The organism is Fusibacter fontis (assembly GCF_055378735.1).
The window spans coordinates 1,734,606-1,755,092 of sequence record NZ_AP042445.1 but is presented as its reverse complement, the minus strand read 5'-3'; the positions used below and the strand labels follow the sequence as shown (position 1 = coordinate 1,755,092).

Below are 20,487 nucleotides of genomic sequence, written 5' to 3'. Positions count from 1 at the left end.
CATAATTGAGTACGATTAATTTTAAACGGCGTAGTGAAATGGGTTATCTCCTCGGATGACCCATTTTAATGTTTAAAAATTTTGGTGACGTAAAAGCTGAATAACGGAGGAACTTAGGATGCAACCGTTCAAACGCACAAATAATATAAATACCACAGACAATAAATGGAAATTATGGATGCCAACATTATTTATTTTTATATTAGTTCTAATACTGTTGGCCATTCCTTCTAGCTATGAGGAGAAATTATTTGAGCATACCAGCCGTGAAAAAGTTGAGATTCTCGAAACGGACAATTCCAGCATTCATACAACAGGCATGATTCAGCAAGGAGAACAAACCTGTGAAGTGCTTATAAAAAGTGGAACATTTAAAGGCCAAAAAGTAACAGCAATCAATACGCTTATGGGAAATCTGGAAAGTGATAAAGTATTTAAACCGGGAGATATCGCACTGGCAGTTTTAGATTTAGACACGAACGAACAAGTCGTTGAAAACATCACACTTGTTGATCATTATCGACTCAATTGGATTTTATGGTTATCAGTTGGATTTGTCGTTTTTATTGTTGGTTTTGCTGGAATGATTGGACTCCGCTCGCTTTTATCATTTGTTTTAACCATCCTCGCAATATGGAAATTGTTGATTCCATCCCTATTATGGGGAATCAATCCGATCTGGATGGGACTTGCATTGACGATTTTTTTAACAGTGGCAATCATCATGCTGGTATATGGATGGGATAAGCGCACACTGTCAGCTTCGCTTGGTTCGGTATTAGGTACGTTGCTGACGGCACTTTTATCTGTCATCTTTGTCAAAGCCTTTAAAATTCATGGAGCTGTAATGCCTTTTTCAGAGAGCCTATTGTACTCTGGATATTCATATTTAGATTTGACGAGTATATTCACAGCCTCTATTTTTATTGCTTGTTCTGGCGCGATGATGGATGTCGCAGTGGATATCACATCTGCAATAGATGAAATTATGAAAAAAGCCCCTCAAACATCAAAACGAGAGGCAGTTAAGTCTGGTCTTAATGTTGGAAGGGCTGTCATGGGCACGATGACCACCACATTACTACTGGCGTATTCAGGTGGGTTTATTTCACTACTCATGGTGTTTATGGCGCAGGGGACGCCAATGATCAATATGATCAATCTTAAATATGTGTCTTCAGAAATCCTTCATACGCTGATTGGCAGCTTTGGACTCTTAACAGTAGCGCCATTTACAGCACTAACGAGTGGTCTCTTCATGGGAGGTGTTCAAGTGTCTGATCTCAACAAAAAGGAAAATTGCAGTGATGACCGAAGCGATGAAGTCCGCAGTTGGTCCAGCGAGCCAAACGCCAGTTAATCCCCAGAATGATGGCAAAATAAGAAGTAGTGGAATGAGTAAGATCACTTGTCGAAGTAAGCTTAAAAAGATGGACTTATGTGCTTTTCCAACGGCTTGAAAATAATTGGCACTGATAATTTGAAAACTGACAACCGGGAGCATGGAGAGCCAAATGCGCATCCCCTTTGTAGTGATTTCCACGAGCTTTGGATCGTCATTAAAAATTTTAATGAGCGGAACCGTTAAAAACTGAGTCATTAAAAATCCAAAACATGCGATAACAGCAGCTGCAAAGATTGCGAGTTTGAGTGTGAGCTTTACGCGATCGTATTGTTTCGCACCGTAATTGTAACCAATAATTGGCTGCGTCCCCTGATTGATACCGAATAAAGGCATCAAGAAGAAGATGGCGATTGCATTGACAACGGTCATTGCACTGATAGCGAGATCACCACCAGCAGATTTTAGAGCATGATTGGCAATAATGGTTACAGCACTTGCGGCAATTTGCATTAAAAATGGGGATAGACCAATGGAAATGATGCTGATCACGATGCTTTTATCCAGTTTCAAATGCTTACGTTGAAGTTTAAGTTTACTTTTTTCAGACGTAAAATGACGAATGACTAAGACCATGCTCACAAATTGAGAAAAAATAGTCGCAACGGCTGCTCCAGCAATTCCCATTTTAAATGTAAAAATAAGAATTGGATCGAGAATGATATTCACAAGTGCACTGATAATCACGGTATACATGGCCATTTTAGGACTGCCTTCTGAACGCATGATACCTGTTAAACCAAATCCGAGTCCTTGAAAAATAGATCCATAGAGAATTATCGTCAAATAGGAATTTGCATAATCAAAAGTCGCATTGCTTGCACCAAAGAGATAAAGTAATGGTTCTTTGAACACAAGTCCTAAAGCCATGACGACAATCATGATGAGCGTGAGGAGTGTAAAGGCATTTCCTAGGATATGTTCCGCATCTTCTTTTCGTCCTTGACCAAGTCTTATGGAAATTCTTGCGCCACCACCGATTCCAACAAGCATACCAAATCCCATGAGGATGGTCATGAGCGGGAGTGATAAACCGATTCCTGTCATCGCAAGTGGACTTAGCCAACCGATGTACATTCTATCGACAACATTGTAGAGTGCATTGACGAGCATGCCGATAATTGCGGGTACGGAGAATTTCCAGAGTAAAACGCCAATGCGTTCATTTTTTAAAAGTTCATTATTTGTCATGTTGGTGTCCTTTCGTGTTGCAGTTAAAGTGTCTAAATGCACGTGCATTTTCCATGAGTTTGTCCATCAGGGGTTGGAGCATGAGAATTTCATCGTCTGAAAAATCTTTCAGCAAAATAGATTGCCATTGCTTCGTCAATTTTTTTAGATCTGCTTGTGTCGCATAACCCGCTTCAGTAAGTGTGATGCGGTTAACTCGACTGTCTTTTTCATCTTTCGTTCTCATGATTAAACCCGACTCTTCAAGTTTTTTTACAGAACGTGCGACAGTTGCCTTATCGACTTCAAGAGACTTTGTCAACTCATCTTGACTGGCACTCACGTGATGAAATAAGTAAAAAATAATGGACATATGACCAGCGCCTATATCTAAATTATTCGTTTTACCTGAATAAAATGACTGACTGGTGCGGTAGAGCATAGAAATTTGTCGTCCAATTTCAAAGTCGGATGCATGTGTGGTCTGTTCTATTGTTTTCATGTTGTTGCCTCTTCTCAAAATACTGTTTTAATTTAGTTGATAGCGCAACTAAATGCCTTTATCATCATACTGCTAAATAGTTGCGCAGTCAACTGTTTTTCGTATGAAGTTAGATTTTATTATTAGTGATTAAAAGAATTTGACTTAAAAGAAAATTTGATTAGAGCAAAATGATTGGGGTAAATTATGCACATAGAATAAAGTCATAGGAGCGTGTAAGATGAATGTAGAAAATATCATCCTTCAAATGAGTGGTATCGATTTGGCGAGTATTCGAGAAGAAGCTGTAAAGCAGTTGATAGAAGAGGATTGTAAAAAAAATGGATACGATCACGAAACGGATGAAGTGATGACCATTTATATCAATATCGAAGGGACTGCTGTGACTGCTTATTATGTAACTGATCGCTTTAGCGGATCAGTAAGAATCAACTAAGTAAAGTGTTTTTTCAAGGCGCATCGTGCCTTCCCCTCAAATAGCATTAAGCAAAAACCTGCATTCGGAATGCAGGTTTTTTGTTGCGTAAGAATGAATTCAATTTAGGATTAATCTATTTTTAAGAGAATTTTAATGAATATTGGTTATACTAAAAAAGTAAGAAAATCATATGAATCATTGAGGTGAAAGTTATGTTACAAGTAAAGAATGTTACAAAAGTTTACACTGGAGGTAAAAAAGCCGTTGACAATCTTTCTTTGGAAATCAAAGAAGGGGAAATCTTTGGTTTTATCGGACCTAATGGAGCGGGTAAAACGACGACGCTCAAGATGATTACGGGGATTATTGCACCGTCAAGTGGAGAGGTAACCATTGGTGGACATAGCATCACAGGAGATCCTGTAACTGCGAAAAAACAGTTTGCATTTGTTCCAGATCATCCAGAGATTTACGATGCAGTAAAAGGAATTGATTATTTGAATTTTATTGCGGACATGTACGAGGTATCTAAAGCGGATCGAAAATCAAGAATTGAACGCTATACAAAGCTGTTTCAAATCGATGACGCGCTAACGCAATCGGTCAATTCGTATTCTCACGGGATGAGACAAAAATTATTGATTTGTGGTGCACTTTTACCAAATCCTAAATTATTTATTTTAGATGAACCACATGTAGGGCTTGACCCACAATCGTCAAAAGTCCTTAAAGACTTGATGAAAGAGCATTGTGAAGCGGGCGGAACAGTTCTATTTTCTTCTCACGTTTTAGAAGTTGTAGAAAATTTATGTGATCGCGTAGCGATAATACATAAAGGACAATTGATTAGCTGTGCAACGCTCGATGAAATTAAACAAGATCGAACTGTTTCATTAGAAGATATTTTCTTGGAGATGACGAAAGATGAATAAATTATGGGCAATGACGCGGATTCAGCTTAAGGATTTCATGAGTCGATATACACAGCAGATGAATGTGAAGAACAAATTCTTAGGCAGATTAATGATTTTATTACCAATTGTAATTGTACTGCCTTTTGTGGCAGTGATTTCTCAGTTTTATGAGATCTTTTCAATGATCCATGCACCGGAACTCACGGTGACCTATACGTATATTATTGCGACGGTATTTGTATTTTTGATGGCAGTCCCACTGGTGATTTCAGTATTCTTTTATTCTAAAGACATGTCATTGGTCTCAACACTGCCTGTGAGTGAACGAACCATTGTATTTTCTAAGTTATCCACGGTTTACGTATACTTAATTGTCGTAAGTGGAATCGTGCTTTTACCTGGTGTTGGTTTTTATGCGTTAAAGGATGGTGTTAAAGGTTTATCCATCCTGATGGGACTAGTAGGAACCATTCTATTACCAGTTCTTCCAATGATCGCGGCCACTTTACTTACGATGCCATTTATGAATTTTATCGGGGGTAAAAAGAATCGAAATCTTATCATGGTTATTGGAAATGTGTTGATTATCGCAGCGATACTTGGTTTTCAAGTGTTGATGTCGAGAATGGATATGCGACCTGAAGAATTACAACGCATGTTATCTTCAAATGATGGCTTAATTGCCTTTATGGGGCAAAAATTCCCACCGAGTATTTGGCTGACAAAGATGGTTAAGGGTTCATTCCCAGATACGATATATTATCTCTTGTTAAATGCTGGTTTTGTGCTGTTATTAGCACTTCTTGCAAAAACTCTTTATAAAGGTGCAATGGCCAAATACAATGAACAAAGCACTTCAGTGAGCAAATCAAAAGGTAAGATTTCATATCGATCTCAAAGTAAATTAGTTTTACTGATTAAACGTCAATTTGGGATTATTTTTAGTAATCCAACTTTCATGTTGAATACTATCATGACCGTATTTTTACCACTGGTACTATTTGGCGTCTACTTGTTGATGGGCACCATGACCATGGACACACTGAGAGCGCCAGAGCTTAAACCGTTTTTAGTATTTATCTATACGGGAATTGTGTGCTCACCATGTATCATGGGAAGTATCTCAGCTACTGCAATTACACGCGATGGGAAATCATTTTGGGAGCTAAAAGTACTACCAATTACCACTGCACAAAACATTTTCTCTAGAATCATAACGACGCTGTTGATCAATTACACGGCATCCATCGTTATGGCGATTGTATCGGTATTTTTAATGCCAGTGAGTGCGATGGATATACTTGTCAGCGTGGGCGCATGTATTGTTTCGACGATATTTTTTACAAATGTTGATTTTATGATCAATATCATGAGACCGACACTCAACTGGACAAATCCAACAGCTGCAGTAAAGAATAATATGAATGTGATGATTTCATTTATTCCTAGAATTGTAGTGGGGGGCATCGTGTTTGCAATCCTTAAATTTGGTCCGAATTTAGATGCTTATGGTATCATTGGTGCATTTACTGGACTCATGTTAGTGGGCGCAGTGACAACATCCTTGTTGATTCGAGGTTCGTTTGGCAAGAAATTTGCGGCAATTGAGTCGTAAAAATACGATTGAGTCGAAAAATAAGTGTAATCGAGAGAAATTTCTATGAAAGAGATTCTCTCGATTTTTTTGTATCAAATTACTCATCAATTTCAGACATAAAATACAGGTATCCAACACAGGTATCCAACACAGGCATCCAATACAGGCATCCAATATAGGACTGAGTACTAAAGATTGGCAATAATGGATTTAGAGGGATGTTTATGATTGGATGAATCAAAATGAGATGGCTGTTCACCCAAAAATCTCAGGGCGAAATCGCGAAGTGGAAGAAAATACATACCTGGGCTTTTAAAGTTTTTCAACAGAATATTGAGTCGAATATTGAGTGATTTTGACTGATAGCGTTTATCCGCGTAATTCAATGAGAGTGAAAGCGCGTGATAGAGATTGAGCGATGTCTTAAATGCATAGCTAAATCCCTCAGCCGAAGTGGGACTTGTTGCTCCGGAAGCTTCACCGATGAATGCAAGTGGCAATCGTTTTCCAGAATCAGAATAATAATTCTGCGTAAAACAAAGCTTGCGTCCAAATGATGTTCGTTCAATAAACGCGCTTTCGGTTTTAATGCTCGTTTCAAGATTCAGCCCTAGGTGTTTTTCGAGTTTGCGTTCTAAAAGTGCCATATTTTGATGAACATTTTTTTCATTAACTGGAATCGCGGTACCTACAATGAAATGCTGACTTTTCTGAATGGTCCACGAATAATAGTTCGTCACATCTTTTGAGAAGACTCCCGTATAATAAGGCAAATTGGATTGCAATGGATACCATTTTTGAATGCTGATATAATTCGCGCGATGTTTTTGATTTGGGAAAAGATGACGTCGAACAAATGAATTCGCACCGTCTGCACCGACTAAAAATCGAGCTCTAATGGTGGTAAAGTCTGAAAACGTCACGTGCCAATGGTCTTGTTCGGCTTGAATATGGGTAATGAGCTTTCCGCAGATGGTATGAACGGTATCTGGTATCATTTGAAATAGATAACGGTCAAATTTTTCTCGGTGGATATTGAGGTAATGCCGCTTAAAATAACTTTCAATTTGGTGATCAAAGTCGATAATCTTCACTCGAAATAATTGTGGATCTTCGAGGAGATGATTTGGAAGGGTGAGTCCCATTTGACCCATGAGTTTTTGAGCGTCTGGGGACAAAAGCCCACCACAGGCTTTCTCGTAACGCGAATCATGAGGTGCATCCAAAGCGCGTTTATCGACGATAGCCACGGAGTATTTTTGATTCATTTTAGGGTCATTCCCAAGTAGTCTGGCGAGGTTTGAACCCGCTGGTCCTGCGCCACATATGAGTATATCGTACATAAGATTTCTCCTTTATTTGTCGTGATTGATAGGCTGTTTGATAAAAGTGTACAGATTTAGGTCGTATTCATGAGATAATCATAGAACTGAATTTATCGATTGTCAATAAAAAACTATCGAATATAAATCAAAATATATCGAAAAACAACTCGACACTCAGCAAAACTAATTGTATTCTTCAAAAAAATGCGTATAATAGGATGTAGGGGATTATAATCTAGAGGATTATGATGTCTACATAGAGAAATCTAATAAGACGAAATTAGAAATAAAGCGAATGGTGGGAAACGAGATGAAAAAATATCAAGAGTGGTTATTACGATCGTTTATTATATGTTTTGGAACGGGTATTGCGATGACGTGTCTGTTTTGGCTGCCTGATATTGCTGAACGTTCAGCGCAGGTATATCCTCATGTGGCGTTTTTAAAATCACCGGTTTATTGGTGGATGATCATTACGACGATTCCGTTCTACCTTGCACTTTATCAGACAAATGCACTTCTCAATCTCATTCGACAAAAAGAAGCTTTTACAAGTCGCTCTACAAAGCTGCTCGGGTCTATTGCTCGATGTGGATTTATCATAGCTGTTTCGTATGCGTTGTTAGGTGCGATACTTGTGATATTTCAAGTGTTTCATGTGGGCGTTGCACTTGCGATGGGATTTCTAATATTGACGTCATTGACGATTTCATTTTTTGCAAAACTTCTTAAAACTCTATTAGAAGAAGCGTTGCGTATTAAAAATGAAAACGATTTGACCATATGAGGTGACGAGATGCCAATCATTATTAACTTAGATGTCATGCTAGCCAAGAGAAAGATGAGTGTCACCGAATTGTCTGAAAAAGTGGATATCACCATGGCCAACTTATCCATCCTAAAAACTGGAAAGGCAAAAGCCATTCGATTTTCAACCCTTGAAAAGATTTGCGAAGTGCTTCAGTGTCAGCCAGGGGATATCATCGCCTATGAGAGCGATAAAGAATAAACACTAGAGCCATCAAAAAAAATAAGAGTGAGTTTTCTGCATGATAAAGGGCAGAAAAGCTCACTCTTTTCAGTTTGTCGAGATATTATTGCGATATTATCTCGCTTTCAACAATTTTAGAATTTTTTCTCTTTTTCAGTACAACTCCAGCAAATCCAGCTATTGCCAATAGACACACAATTCCAATGGTCACAGGTATAATAGGGAAGGCCTTTTTACGGATCACGATGCTGCTATTCCAGTTGGAATTGCCTTCAGCGGATAAAACGTAATAATCGCCTTTTTCATACTCTTTTAATTCTTCTTGAGACAACCGCATTCCATTGAATTCAATTGTCTCAATGTCGAGTTGATGATTGATTCTCAATTGATCCACATGGTCATCAGATTGTATAAATTGATCGAAATCATAAAAATCGAGTAAGTGAATTTTTGAGTCAGAAAAAATTGAACTCTTATGCGTTTCGTAGAAGGAAACTGTATTAAAGAGATTACTTGAGGTTGAGTTGAGATCAAATGTTCGAGTGAGAATCAATTTAGGCGATTTGCCTTTTTTGTATTCTGTTTCAATGCCAAGTTTTTCAAAGTATTGAACAACTGCATCCATATCATACTGTTCAGCACTGGATGGATCAAGTTCAACTTCGAATTCGGTTGTAAATGATGAACGACTTTCTAGCGTCCTAGTCAAATGAACTCTAGATGCTATTAGGCTTTTGTTGAAATCAAATGAAAACATTGCATCTGAATAGGTTGATGAGAGGACGAAGTGATCTTCAGTTTGCTCGTCAATCGTCATGTCCGTATAATATTCACATGAATCATCAAAATACCCTTCACCTTTTATCTCAAAAACAGCTCCTTGCTGGGATTCTAAATAATAATCTAAAAGAGCACTAGCGCTGATATAGGTGTCAAAATGAGCGGACTTTCGAACGGGATTTGAACCGTTCGTATCAAATACAAATGTTCCAATATCGTACTTTCTAAGGAATGATTGATAGTCAGACAAACGCTCAAACTCATAGGTGAAAAAAACTTCGTCATTTGATTTTGTCACCTTTACAGCACCTTTTTCTTTATACAAGCTTTCGATATACTGTGGGTCAAACATACTGATTTCAGATGAATCAAACACAGTAGAGATAGAGAATATAGAGTGATCTAAGTCGTTTAAAACATCCACGCGCTTGGATTTAAGTGCAAACGGTAAATTAAAGGATGCAGTATCATTTTCGTAAATGTTTGGATCGATTTCTTTAAATTGCGCACGATATTCATGGGAAGTGATAAAACTATCTGAGGACTCTGCTGTAATTCCAGAGGCTGCGACGGCATCAATTGCCCATTGTAATAAAAGTCGACTCACACCTGTTTCTTCATAAACCAAGTTGAGTTCAAAAGGGTTATCGGGATTCTTTTGTTCTTCAAATGTTGCGTTGAAATCAGTACCTAAAATAGATTGAGTCTTTTCAATATAGGTTTCAATTGTATCGAACTCGTATAAAAATTGATATCGAATACCATTTCCGTCGGGATCTTGATAGGTTGTCATTTCAAGAATGGCGGGCTTATTTTTTGTAAGAACATCCGTTAAAGCATCCGCACCACCTGTAATGCGATCCAGTGATTCGTTATCGACGTGAACATCAAAAACACGCGCACCAGAAAAGTTGTCGTCGAGGATGAGTGTTTGTTCCACGCTGGCGCCACAGCCAAAGAGGAGAAAACTAAATCCCAAAATAAGCAGGATGAGTTGAATTTTTTTAGTCATTGATTTTTACCCCCAATAATTCTACGGATAAATCTCGTAGTATTTTTTCATCTGCATTCCAAAAATAGCATTTATCATCCATATAGCATAACGCGCTACCTGAAATTGTGTCGACAGTAAGCGAAACATAGTTGGGCATTTTTAATAGTAATTCATGATTCGAAAGGGAATAAATCGCACCTTTAGATGAATCGTAATAAAAATCATGTTGAGTTGAGAACTCGTATAGTTGCGGTAAAGTCGTACTTTCGCCGGCAACGACTGAGTAAATTGTAGAATCAGTCGTTGTAGAGTAAAAAACATCTGAAATTGTTACATAATATTCGTTATATGCATCACAGATAACCTTTGTTTCATTTGATTTAAAATCATATGACAAAAGTTGACCTTCATCATCTGACACAATGGCAGTATGACCTTCAGTCAAAGCGATAAATTCATAGTCTGAGTCAATAGCTCCCTGTTCTTTTCCATTCAGATCATAAATGAACCCATCATCTACATTGTAAACATATTGACCGTCAAACGAGAATGATAGGGAGCCGTTGAGTTCAATAGACTTCTGATTGATTTTTTCACCCTTAAGATCATAAAAGTTGGTTTTAGATCCATTTTGAATGGCATAACAAGTCTTTCCAAAAGTGAACCATTTGGTTTCGTTCATTGAATCGACCTTTTGAATTGTCTTTTTATCGAGATCAATGGTATACACACCTTTTTCAGTTGCTTTAAGGAGTTGATTTGAACTTGCAATAAAGAATTCTCCAGATTGAATAAATTCTCGATTGACACGACTTTTACCCGATGCATCTGTAGAGGCATTTTCATCATCATAAGAGGAATCCTCTGAGTAGTTATCAAAATAATCGGTATCTTGATGGCTTGAACGAGTTGAATTTGAAGATTCATTGTTCAACATAGGAAGACTGAGAATGAGTGTGAGAACAAGAAGGATTCCGGAAATCCATACAAATCGATTCATAATGACAGTTACTTTGCGAATCCGCGCTAAGACGGGTTCAATGAACGCTCCTAAGTAGTAGGCAACGGCAGATATTCCCATAATCCAAACGATTGGCAACAGGATGCTAAACAACAAAGGGTTTCCAATAGACATTGAAACATTGGCATCAGACATAAATGTCGCTTCTGCATCAAAACGGACAGTTGAGCGTGACAAAAGTGCGAAAACGAAACATATGATTGCTGCAATACCAGCAAATTTACCAGCGCGCATAAAGTAGACTTTCGTTTCTTCGTGTGCCTGTTTTCTAAATAAGTGATAAAGCGAACCAATTAGAAGAATCGTAGAAATAACCCCTATTAGAATAAATCCAAATCGAATATCGCCATTCATCGTCTTGATGCCAGAAATGGAGAGCGTTTCATTTCCAGACTGCAATATCAATGGAATTGAAAATACACGCAGGATCGAATAAACAAGCGCATTGAGTATCCCCATAATCATCATCATGAGTGTGCCCAAAATACCAGAAGTATTGCCTTTTAAGCTGAACAACTGAGGTGTCACCAAATTTACAAAATTCATCATGGCGATAAGCCCGAAGTATTTGAAACACAGATGATGTTCTTTTACAAAACGCACTGGTGATGAAGAGTCGCCGAATGACTTGTTCAATGTCTTGCTGAATGTTGAAACTATAGGTGTTATCTTGATTTTTAGTATTTTACAAGCAAGCCATTGATAAATCCACACAATAATAGGCAAAATGATCAAGTTGTGAAACACACCCGATGAAATCTTAGCACTAAAAAATGATGAGTCGATTGTGATGGTAAATATAAAGGATAAGAGAGTCTGTAGGATGCCTATGATCAGCGAGGAGGCGAACAAAACAACATTTGACAACTCATTTTTCTTAGAGATCAATTTATATAGGAATAATGTGAGTGTCATAACGCCAAAGATTCCCAGTTGAAAGAAAATAAGACCTACTGAGAAGTTCATAATATTTTCATACTGATCGATACTCAAATGTAACGAGTTGTTGGATAAAATACTTAAAAAGAGTACGGGATTAAACATCTTGAGAGAGAGCCCATCCATTAGTGAAAAAAATGAAAACGTCTGGTCAAAACCATCGAGTAAATCGATCATTGAAAATGCAACCAACGACATCATAATTGTTGCGAGGACAAGTAGTAGCAGATAAGCGGGAATACCGATACATGCAGCCTCTTTTAAGTGAGATAGCTTGAATTTTGGTTTGTCAATTTGCTGAAAGTGTGCGCCACAAGACGTACAGAATTTTGCTTGATCTGTATTCTCAGATTGACAGTATGTACAATTTCTCATATAAAACTCCTTTTCTAATAATAACGATATTATAACATGGAATAATGTTTATTTGAATGAATAAATAAAGGTGCTGTCATAGCAACAGCACCCGAGGTTGATTTTACATTTGAAATTTTATTCATCCGGTATTCATTTACTCAAATACGACAATGGCTTCTTTTGTACTTGTAAGCCAAGATACTTTTGCATTTAAGTTATTCACGACAAATGAAACTGGAACGTAGGTACGTCCATTTTTAGAAAGTGGAGCGACGTCCATTTCTGCGGATTGACCATTGATCTTGATGCTTTTTTTATTGAGCCACATCTCAAGAGTTGTTCCCCTCGCGACGATTGTCACCTTTTGTGTTGGACCATCCCACGCAACAGTCCCGCCCATGGCTTCGATCATCGCCTTAATTGGAATCATCACTCGACCGCTGATGTTTAGAGGCATTGTTCCTCTTCCAGGATCGAGTTCGCTAATGGTGCCATTGACATTCATCATTTTGTTATTGAGCTGAAGGACGATTACAGATTTATTACCGGTCGCTTGAGTGATGGTTTGAGGCGTCTTCACGGTATAAAAGCCAATTCTTGCGCCTAAGCTTTCACTTGTTCCCAATGTGGGATTTGCTTCTGCTAGAACAGGTACAATCGTATAGTAATAGGTGGTATTTGGTTCGACATTGACATCTACAATGGAAGTGCCTTCAATGTAGAAATCTGTGATAGAAATGCCAAGTTCATTAGAAACTTTAGATCTAAAGACGCGATAACCAAGCCCATTTGCTACAGCCCATTCTAAGCGAACGCCATTTTCAAATGGTGTTGCGCCATATTGAACGAGTAAATCAGATGGCTCAACTTTTTTCCACTCATAAGTGTATCGCACACCAATACTTCCAGGGCTACCTGCATAAACTGTCACATATATAGCGCGTTTTGTTCCGACTTCTGCCTTGTCAAAAAAGTCTAAGGTTAAATCTGCATACGTGGAATCTTGGAAAGTAGGGTCCCCATTTTCAGCTAAAGTCATTTTTTTAACCATTGTACCATCTTGATAGGTTCCTGTTGGAACGCGTTTGCTGGCAGTTGCATATCCTAAATCAAGGTCGGCTGTATCGGCACTAATATTAGGAGAGTAACCAACGCCAAGTCCACCAAAATTGCGACTGTATACATCTTGATAAAAACGAATAGCGACTTTGCCATTAGCTGAAATGACTTTTGAAGGTTCAGTCCATGAGTATTTCGCATGTAAATCCATCACTTGTTTAAAAAAAGTGTTTGGATTATATCCTCTGATTTCAATCGTGTTACCAGTCATCTCGGCAAAATAACCATCTGTTCCATTGAAATTTGCTAGTGGAATAAAACTGGACGCTAGGTCAAATCGATGCACATCCACTCTCACCCAAGCATATTCATCAGCAGCAAAACCGATACTAGATATTGGCACTAAGATGCTGGAAACAACTAAAACTAATGCCAATAGCAGTTGGAATTTCTTTCGCATATAAACCCTCCTCTTCATTCATCTACTCATACAAGTTACTCGTAATGGTATCTTTTCATACTGTTTCATTTACCCAATTTAATGAAAAAAAACGCAAAAAGTCACGTGACTTTTTGCGTTCATTCATAAATTTGCTATTAATCATATCTTGCTATTAATCATATCTTGCTATTAATCATATCTTAATATTGATTATATTTCGAGGTGGATTAAACATCGAGGTTGATCCTATCTCGACGTTGATTATAATCTAAATTTACTGATATTGACTTGCATTTCCTCAGCGAGTTTTGCTAAAGATTCACTTGCATCGGCGATTTGATCCATTGCAGCTGTTTGTTCTTGAACTGCAGCTGAAGCTTGCTCTGCGCTTGCTGCGTTGTTTTCAGAAATATAGGCAAGGTGTTCAACGATTTCGATGATTTGTGTTTTCTTTTGAAGCATTTCATCACTTGAATGGTTTAATGATTCAATAATCGCTTGAACCTGTTCTGTTGCATCAGCGATTCCCTTAAACTTCGTTTGTGTATCATTTAAGCTTGCAATTTGAAGTTGATTAATCGATTTTGAAGCAGTCATACTTTCTACCGCTATGCCCATCTTCTGAGTTAAATTCACGATAACAGATGAAATTTCCTCAGCGAATTGATTGGACTGCTCTGCTAATTTACGAATTTCATCTGCTACAACTGCAAATCCGCGACCTGCTTCACCAGCTCGAGCGGCTTCAATAGCAGCGTTAAGTGCGAGTAAGTTCGTTTGATCTGCTATGTTTTTAATCATAGCACTTGCAGCTTCAATGGTATGAACGTTGTTGTTTGTTTCTTCAATAATGAGCGCAACCTCATTTGACGCTTTTGTATTGTCTTCAGTTTTGCGTTGTAATTCATTTAATACGACGAAACCTTCATCCTTGAGTTTTTCAACGCGGTTAGAAGAATCACTTAAGTCACGGACTAATTGTTTTTCTGTCGTGATCAAATCCCCTAGACGTTCAATTTCTTTCGCGCCATCACTAGTTTGTTTTGCTTGATCTGTTGCGCCACCTGCAATTTCTTCAATCGTTCGAGCGATTCCATCCGCCGAATGAGATGACTGTTCGCTTGTAGCAGTTAATTCTTCAGAGGAAGACGAGATGTGTTCTGCACCAGAAGCAATACTTGAAATCAAGTGAACTAAGTTGTTTTTCATATGAAGTGTCGACTGTGCAATCACACCGATTTCAGAAGCATCATTTAGCAATTTTTCTTGCTGACTTAAAGTTAAATCGGATAAATCGTATTCTGCAATTCGGTTGATTTCACTTGATAAGAGTTTAATCGGTGCAACGAATTTTTTCATGATGTACAAGATGATAAAACCAATTACAACGGCAATTAGTACGAGGATAATGCCATTGATGGCAAACATAGTCAAGATTTTTCCATTAGCGTAGGCTAAGTCATAAGAAATCTTAAATACGCCGATAACTTGCGTATTTAATGGATCATAAATAGGTTTGTAGTGATAGAGCATTTTCGTTTCACGAACGGTAAAATCTTCACCTTTATACGCACGTTCAATATTTTTTTGTGTTTTTGAGTCAAATTCTGTTAATGCTTTTCCTACAACATTTTGATTTTTTTCGTTAGTTGAATACAGTAAAGCTTCATTTGTATAAATATCTACATGAGAAGAGGATGTTTCTTTAAAACTGGTGAAAAATGAATCACTATAGCCGATTTGAAGTGTACCTACGACATTTCCTGCCGTTTGAATTGGATAAAAAGCACGAATACCAATACCTGATGTACCAGCTTCAACGCCTGCATGCTTTTCTCCCTTTAATGCAGCGGCAATGGTTGCATTACTAGACTTGTCATCGCCTGATTTTTCAGGGTTATGCGCACGATAGAGCACCACGCCCTTTTCATCTCCGATCTCAAACACGGACATCCCTGTCAATTGGCTGAACTGTTGATAAATTGGATTTGCAAAGATAGCAATCTGCTTTTCGTTGTCATTCATAATGCCGTTAAGCAATTGATTGTTGGTAGAATAGAGCTGTGCCAACGCACTTGCATCATTCATTTTGTTCTCAATCATATTATCGAGCAATCTAACAGATGTCATTAAATCGTGTTCTGCATCGTCATTAAATCCATTTGCCGTTGATAATGTTAAAAATACTAATCCCGCAGCAATGACGAGTAGTAAAACAATAAAAATACTTGCGAGTCTTCCCGCAACTCCTTTAAACATAAGTTCCTCCCTGTTATTGACACTAAGTTTACCCTTACTTTATATTACTACCCAAAACGCATAAATTCTAATACAATTTTAAGAAATGAAAAGCAGGTACTTCAATTTGTTCTTTTTTTTGAACGTTGTTCATAGAAGATATAATTAATTATGATTTTGTGCGGGTACCAAATAATTTTTTTTATATGATAAATACGTTCATATGACTTTAAGTGTGAGAAAGAAATCTGACAAACAATTTAAAATTAATGTTAATTATTTATGAATTCTAAATATTATCTACTACAACTTAATTTTTTGTAATAAGCGCGTTATTTTTTATATTAAAAGTGTATTAATAAATACGCAGGGGCTAAAAATAAGGCGTGATGTATGTTATGATACTTATACAGAAACAAAAAGACAAACCTCAGGAGCGCATATGGAAAATCAGTATGAAAGACGCAAAAAATTTATCGTAAATATCATCTACTTTCTCATACTCTTATTGATGGGGTATATTACAGTAAAATACGCCATTGGATATGTAAGCCCTTTTATTTTTGCATTCCTTGTTGCATATGTTTTGAAAGGGCCATCAAAATTTATTTCTGAAAAGTTAAAGATTCCTCGAAAACCAGTAGCTCTATTGGTAGTACTTGTATTTTATGCCACTATTGGCGTGTTATTGTCACTATTAGGTGTAAAAATTATCACAGTGCTCATCGATATTTTTTCGAAATTTCCAAGTATCTATGAAAATCAATTGCAACCATTCTTAATCGAATCGTTTGAAGGGATTGAAAAAACAGTTTATCGATTGGATCCAGCGTTAGTAGATGCCATCAATCAAGGTTTTGATCAAGTGATCAAATCGCTTGGCAATTTGGTAACAGGTGCTTCTGTAAAAATCGTTACATCTGTTTCGGGCGTTGCGACGTCGTTGCCAGCATTTTTAATTAAAACACTTTTAATGATCATATCGACTTTTTTTATCGCAGGAGATTACGACAAAATTCAATCGTTTTTTATGAATCAATTTTCGCCAAATAGCAGTCGCGTATTTGTTCAAATTAAGTCGTTTGTCATAGAGACACTCTTTGTATGCTTTAGATCGTATGCGCTGATTATGTCTATTACAGCGGTTGAATTATCAATTGGTCTATCCATTATTGGGATTCCAAATGCCATATTAATTGCCATATTAATTGCCATATTTGATATTTTGCCGGTTCTTGGAACAGGTGGCGTGATGATTCCTTGGGGTGTTATTACGCTCATTCAGGGAAACATCGCCTTGGGAATTAGTTTACTTGTTTTATATGTGGTGATCACCATCATTCGAAACATTATTGAACCTAAAATCGTGGGAAGTCAACTTGGATTACATCCTATTATTACTTTGATGAGTATGTTTGTTGGGGTTAAACTTATTGGTTTTATTGGACTCTTTGGGTTCCCGATCGGGTTAGCCCTTCTTATGCATCTTAATGATACCGGTACAATCACGATCTTTAAAAAAGTGGATAACTCTGGCGTAGATGATATAAAAGATTTACGAAAAAAATAATTAGGCATAGGAGAACTCAATATGATTAGAAAAGCGACACTCATAGATGCTCAAAGAATTGCTGAAATTATCGTGTACGGCTGGAGATTTGCCTATAAAGGGATGATTGATGACACCTACTTATATGGTGAGTTATCTGTGGTAAAACGATATCAATCTCTATCAGAAGTGCTGAGTGGAGAACATGGTTTTTTCGTTTATGAAGAAGATGGGATTATGAAGGCATTTGTGCTCGTTAGCGAGCCAAGAGAATCCGCTGAAACATCGGACTATAGCGAACTCGTCGCCATATATGTGGAACCGCAGTTTAAAGGGATGGGCATTGGACAAAAACTGATTGCTTTCGCGGAAGAACTCTCGCTAAATAATCAAAAAAATGCCATACGCCTTTGGGTGCTTGAAAAAAATGAAAAAGCGAGAGCTTTTTATGAAAAATGTGGGTTTGTGCAGTTGAATGAGAACATGTTATTAGAAAAATTGAAACAAAATGAAGTAAGATATGAAAAGGTGTTATCAAAAGCTTAGACATATAAAAAAGAGATGAATTCATTAAATGGGGGAATTATGAAAATTCAAAGCGAAGCAAAGTTGACTTTATTTGAGTCAATTAGTATGATTGTTGGAAATAGTATAGGTACAGGCATTATTGCCGTACCTTTTTTAGCGACTAAAAATAACTTTTTGGATGTCGCATGGATGATATTGGTCGCATATGGAATCAATGTGATTTTGCATCTGATCATTGCGGAATTATCCTATAACAATGGTGGTGCTCAACTCGTTAAAAGTTTTGAAGGCGAGTTATTTACGGGAAAAGGCAAAAAAGTATTTAGCTGGATGATGTTTGCTGTATATGGTTTCGCGATTGCGTTGGGAATCAGTGGAAATATCAATGGTGGTGCACAAATAATAGAAGCGTGGTTTAACGTTCCATTTGAAGTGGCCCAAATAATCTACTATGTTGCTGCTGGAAGTGTGGTTTTCGCTGGAATGAAAGCAGTCGGTATTGCACAAAAATATGCGGTAATTGCATTAATTGCAATTGTGGGAATTATGACAGTTGCAACATTTACACTGCCATTGAATACAATCGCTATTGAAACGAGATCTCTCCCCAATATGTTGGCTTTGTATAGCATGATTGTTTTTGCCACATCAGCCAATCAATCTGTTATACAATCCGTAAAGGGATTAAATGGAGATGTCAAAAAAATCCGTGCATCCATTTTTATTGGATTTGGTATCTCGTCACTGTTTGTATTTCTCGTTACTGCGACGGTTTTATTAGGTGCAAAAGGGGAAATTACAAAAGAAATGGCCTATTTACAACTTGGACGTAGCATTGGGTCATGGGGCGCACTACTTGCAGGTATATTTTCGCTATTTGCATTAGTGACGACTTTTTGGACGCATACTTTGAGCTTAAGAGATGTGGTTCATGAACAAATTGGCCTTGGAAATAAAGTGTGCTGGATCATCGCAACGATTCCAACTCTATTATTTGCAATGTTTGGAGTGAGCAGTTTTATTATTTTGACGCGCATCATGTCGGGAGTTGTCGTACTAGTGGGGATTATGCTCATTATTACGTATGGAAAATCTCGAAAAAAAGCACAATCCAGTCCTATCTGTGGATTTATGGGGACAGTTCCTTTCCAATTGCTGATGGTGACGTCTGCCATTCTTTCGGCAGTTGGCGCACTTATTCCACTAAAATAAAAAGGAGTTTGATCGATGTATCAATCAGATCGTATCATACAAAAATCTGAGGATTGTTTTGATTTAAAAATTGAAACATCTGAATTTAAAATATTACAGCTTACGGATATCCACTTTGGATTTAGTGTTTTTTCTAGAAAAAAAGATGAAAAAGCGAAAGGGGATATTCAAAAACTTATTGAGATAACTCATCCCGATTTCATTGCAATTACTGGAGACAGTATATTTCCATACTTACCCAAATCGGGAACAAGAGACAATATTCGACAAGCGCATAAATTCATTGAATTTTTTGATGGTTTTAAGATTCCTTATTCATTGGTATTTGGAAACCACGATATTGAAATGGGTTCAAAAGGCAGTAAGGATGAAATTGCAACGATCTTTGAATCTGGAAAATACAGTGTTTTTTCAAAAGGGCGGTCTGAATTAACTGGGATGGGGAACTATCAAGTTAATTTGGTGAATTCAGCCGGAAATGTGTTTAGTTCGCTGATATTCTTAGATTCGAATATGTACCGAGATGGGTGGTTTTATAGCGGATTTGACTGTATACGGGAAGATCAGACGAAGTGGTGTATGGAGTCTTTAAGAAAGACAAAGAACGAGTTTCCAGACTGTTATCATGCATTTGCATTTTTTCACATGCCTTTACCAGAATTTAAAGAAGCCTATAGAAGGATGAAATTAGGCGATCCAGAGGTACAGTATCACTTTGGAAGTATCGGCGAAGAAGAAGATTACTTTGGTATTTCAAAGTATCAGCCAGACTTTTTCGAAGCAGCTGTCGACAATGGCTTGATTAGAGGTATCTTTTGTGGTCATGATCATTTAAATACACTCTCGCTCACTTTTAAAAATATTCGCATGACTTATGGTATGTCTATTGATTATTTGGGGTATAAACACATTGGAAAAAGGAAAATTCAACGTGGTGGTACGCTGATTACATTAGAAGATAACGGAGAGTGGTCTGTGAAACCCATTCCACTAAATAGTGTCGTTTCAACGTTTGTAAGAGGCATCAAGTCTCAAACTTAGGAGCTTTA

General features: G+C 37.4%; 17 protein-coding genes. 10 read left to right on the top strand and 7 right to left on the bottom strand.

The features are described 5' to 3' along the window. The first annotated feature begins 118 nt into the window (after positions 1 to 118). Positions 119 to 1,360: a YibE/F family protein gene (locus ACZ41W_RS07875; RefSeq protein ID WP_464311447.1), complete on the top strand. Its 1,242-nt coding sequence runs from the start codon at positions 119 to 121 to the stop codon at positions 1,358 to 1,360. Here ACZ41W_RS07875 and ACZ41W_RS07870 read toward each other — a convergent pair. Both ACZ41W_RS07870 and ACZ41W_RS07865 read right to left on the bottom strand, forming a co-directional pair. Further along, entirely contained in the window at positions 1,241 to 2,593 is a 1,353-nt protein-coding gene (locus ACZ41W_RS07870; protein WP_464311446.1) for an MATE family efflux transporter, read from the bottom strand. The two genes, ACZ41W_RS07875 and ACZ41W_RS07870, sit on opposite strands and share 120 nt — an antisense overlap. Then, entirely contained in the window at positions 2,583 to 3,074 is a 492-nt protein-coding gene (locus tag ACZ41W_RS07865) for a MarR family winged helix-turn-helix transcriptional regulator (protein ID WP_464311445.1), read from the bottom strand. Before ACZ41W_RS07865 ends, ACZ41W_RS07870 begins: the two co-directional genes overlap by 11 nt. 220 nt (positions 3,075 to 3,294) lie before the next feature. Between ACZ41W_RS07865 and ACZ41W_RS07860 the strand changes: the two genes are divergently transcribed. From ACZ41W_RS07860 to ACZ41W_RS07850, 3 genes are all read left to right on the top strand, one after another. Continuing rightward, positions 3,295 to 3,510: a hypothetical protein gene (locus tag ACZ41W_RS07860; protein ID WP_464311444.1), complete on the top strand. Its 216-nt coding sequence runs from the start codon at positions 3,295 to 3,297 to the stop codon at positions 3,508 to 3,510. Positions 3,511 to 3,704: 194 nt separating this feature from the next. Then, a complete protein-coding gene (locus ACZ41W_RS07855) occupies positions 3,705 to 4,424 on the top strand; it encodes an ABC transporter ATP-binding protein (RefSeq protein WP_464311443.1) in 720 nt (239 codons plus the stop codon). Beyond that, complete coding sequence (locus tag ACZ41W_RS07850) at positions 4,417 to 6,021, top strand: putative ABC transporter permease subunit (protein WP_464311442.1); 1,605 nt, start codon at positions 4,417 to 4,419, stop codon at positions 6,019 to 6,021. The genes ACZ41W_RS07855 and ACZ41W_RS07850 overlap by 8 nt, the downstream gene beginning before the upstream one ends. A 170-nt stretch (positions 6,022 to 6,191) precedes the next feature. Here ACZ41W_RS07850 and ACZ41W_RS07845 read toward each other — a convergent pair whose 3' ends face one another. Then, positions 6,192 to 7,346: an FAD-binding protein gene (locus ACZ41W_RS07845; protein ID WP_464311441.1), complete on the bottom strand. Its 1,155-nt coding sequence runs from the start codon at positions 7,344 to 7,346 to the stop codon at positions 6,192 to 6,194. Positions 7,347 to 7,638: 292 nt separating this feature from the next. Here ACZ41W_RS07845 and ACZ41W_RS07840 point away from each other — a divergent pair, with 292 nt between their 5' ends. Together ACZ41W_RS07840 and ACZ41W_RS07835 are read left to right on the top strand one after the other, a co-directional pair. Beyond that, positions 7,639 to 8,115, top strand: a complete 477-nt coding sequence (locus tag ACZ41W_RS07840; protein WP_464311440.1) for a DUF2975 domain-containing protein — start codon at positions 7,639 to 7,641, stop codon at positions 8,113 to 8,115. Positions 8,116 to 8,124: 9 nt separating this feature from the next. After that, positions 8,125 to 8,337, top strand: a complete 213-nt coding sequence (locus ACZ41W_RS07835; RefSeq protein ID WP_464311439.1) for a helix-turn-helix domain-containing protein — start codon at positions 8,125 to 8,127, stop codon at positions 8,335 to 8,337. A gap of 85 nt (positions 8,338 to 8,422) precedes the next feature. Here the strand turns inward: ACZ41W_RS07835 and ACZ41W_RS07830 are convergent, their stop codons facing one another. The 4 genes from ACZ41W_RS07830 to ACZ41W_RS07815 form a co-directional block, all read right to left on the bottom strand. Further along, entirely contained in the window at positions 8,423 to 10,111 is a 1,689-nt protein-coding gene (locus tag ACZ41W_RS07830; protein WP_464311438.1) for a hypothetical protein, read from the bottom strand. Beyond that, positions 10,104 to 12,428: a zinc ribbon domain-containing protein gene (locus ACZ41W_RS07825; protein WP_464311437.1), complete on the bottom strand. Its 2,325-nt coding sequence runs from the start codon at positions 12,426 to 12,428 to the stop codon at positions 10,104 to 10,106. The genes ACZ41W_RS07830 and ACZ41W_RS07825 overlap by 8 nt, the downstream gene beginning before the upstream one ends. A 136-nt stretch (positions 12,429 to 12,564) precedes the next feature. Further along, positions 12,565 to 13,929: a stalk domain-containing protein gene (locus ACZ41W_RS07820; RefSeq protein WP_464311436.1), complete on the bottom strand. Its 1,365-nt coding sequence runs from the start codon at positions 13,927 to 13,929 to the stop codon at positions 12,565 to 12,567. 243 nt (positions 13,930 to 14,172) lie between these two features. Then, positions 14,173 to 16,170, bottom strand: coding sequence for a methyl-accepting chemotaxis protein (locus ACZ41W_RS07815; protein WP_464311435.1), 1,998 nt, complete (start codon positions 16,168 to 16,170; stop codon positions 14,173 to 14,175). 421 nt (positions 16,171 to 16,591) lie between these two features. On the opposite strand from ACZ41W_RS07815, the gene ytvI reads away from it, so the two are divergent. From ytvI to ACZ41W_RS07795, 4 genes are read left to right on the top strand one after another with little or no spacing between them, the layout of a single operon-like run. After that, a complete protein-coding gene (gene ytvI / locus ACZ41W_RS07810) occupies positions 16,592 to 17,719 on the top strand; it encodes a sporulation integral membrane protein YtvI (protein WP_464311434.1) in 1,128 nt (375 codons plus the stop codon). A 21-nt stretch (positions 17,720 to 17,740) separates the two neighbouring features. Continuing rightward, positions 17,741 to 18,244 (top strand): N-acetyltransferase family protein, encoded by a 504-nt coding sequence (locus tag ACZ41W_RS07805; RefSeq protein ID WP_464311433.1) that lies wholly within the window; start codon positions 17,741 to 17,743, stop codon positions 18,242 to 18,244. Positions 18,245 to 18,283: 39 nt separating this feature from the next. Continuing rightward, positions 18,284 to 19,438 (top strand): aromatic amino acid transport family protein, encoded by a 1,155-nt coding sequence (locus ACZ41W_RS07800; protein ID WP_464311432.1) that lies wholly within the window; start codon positions 18,284 to 18,286, stop codon positions 19,436 to 19,438. A 15-nt stretch (positions 19,439 to 19,453) separates the two neighbouring features. Continuing rightward, positions 19,454 to 20,479, top strand: a complete 1,026-nt coding sequence (locus ACZ41W_RS07795; RefSeq protein ID WP_464311431.1) for a metallophosphoesterase — start codon at positions 19,454 to 19,456, stop codon at positions 20,477 to 20,479. The last annotated feature ends 8 nt before the right edge of the window (positions 20,480 to 20,487 follow it).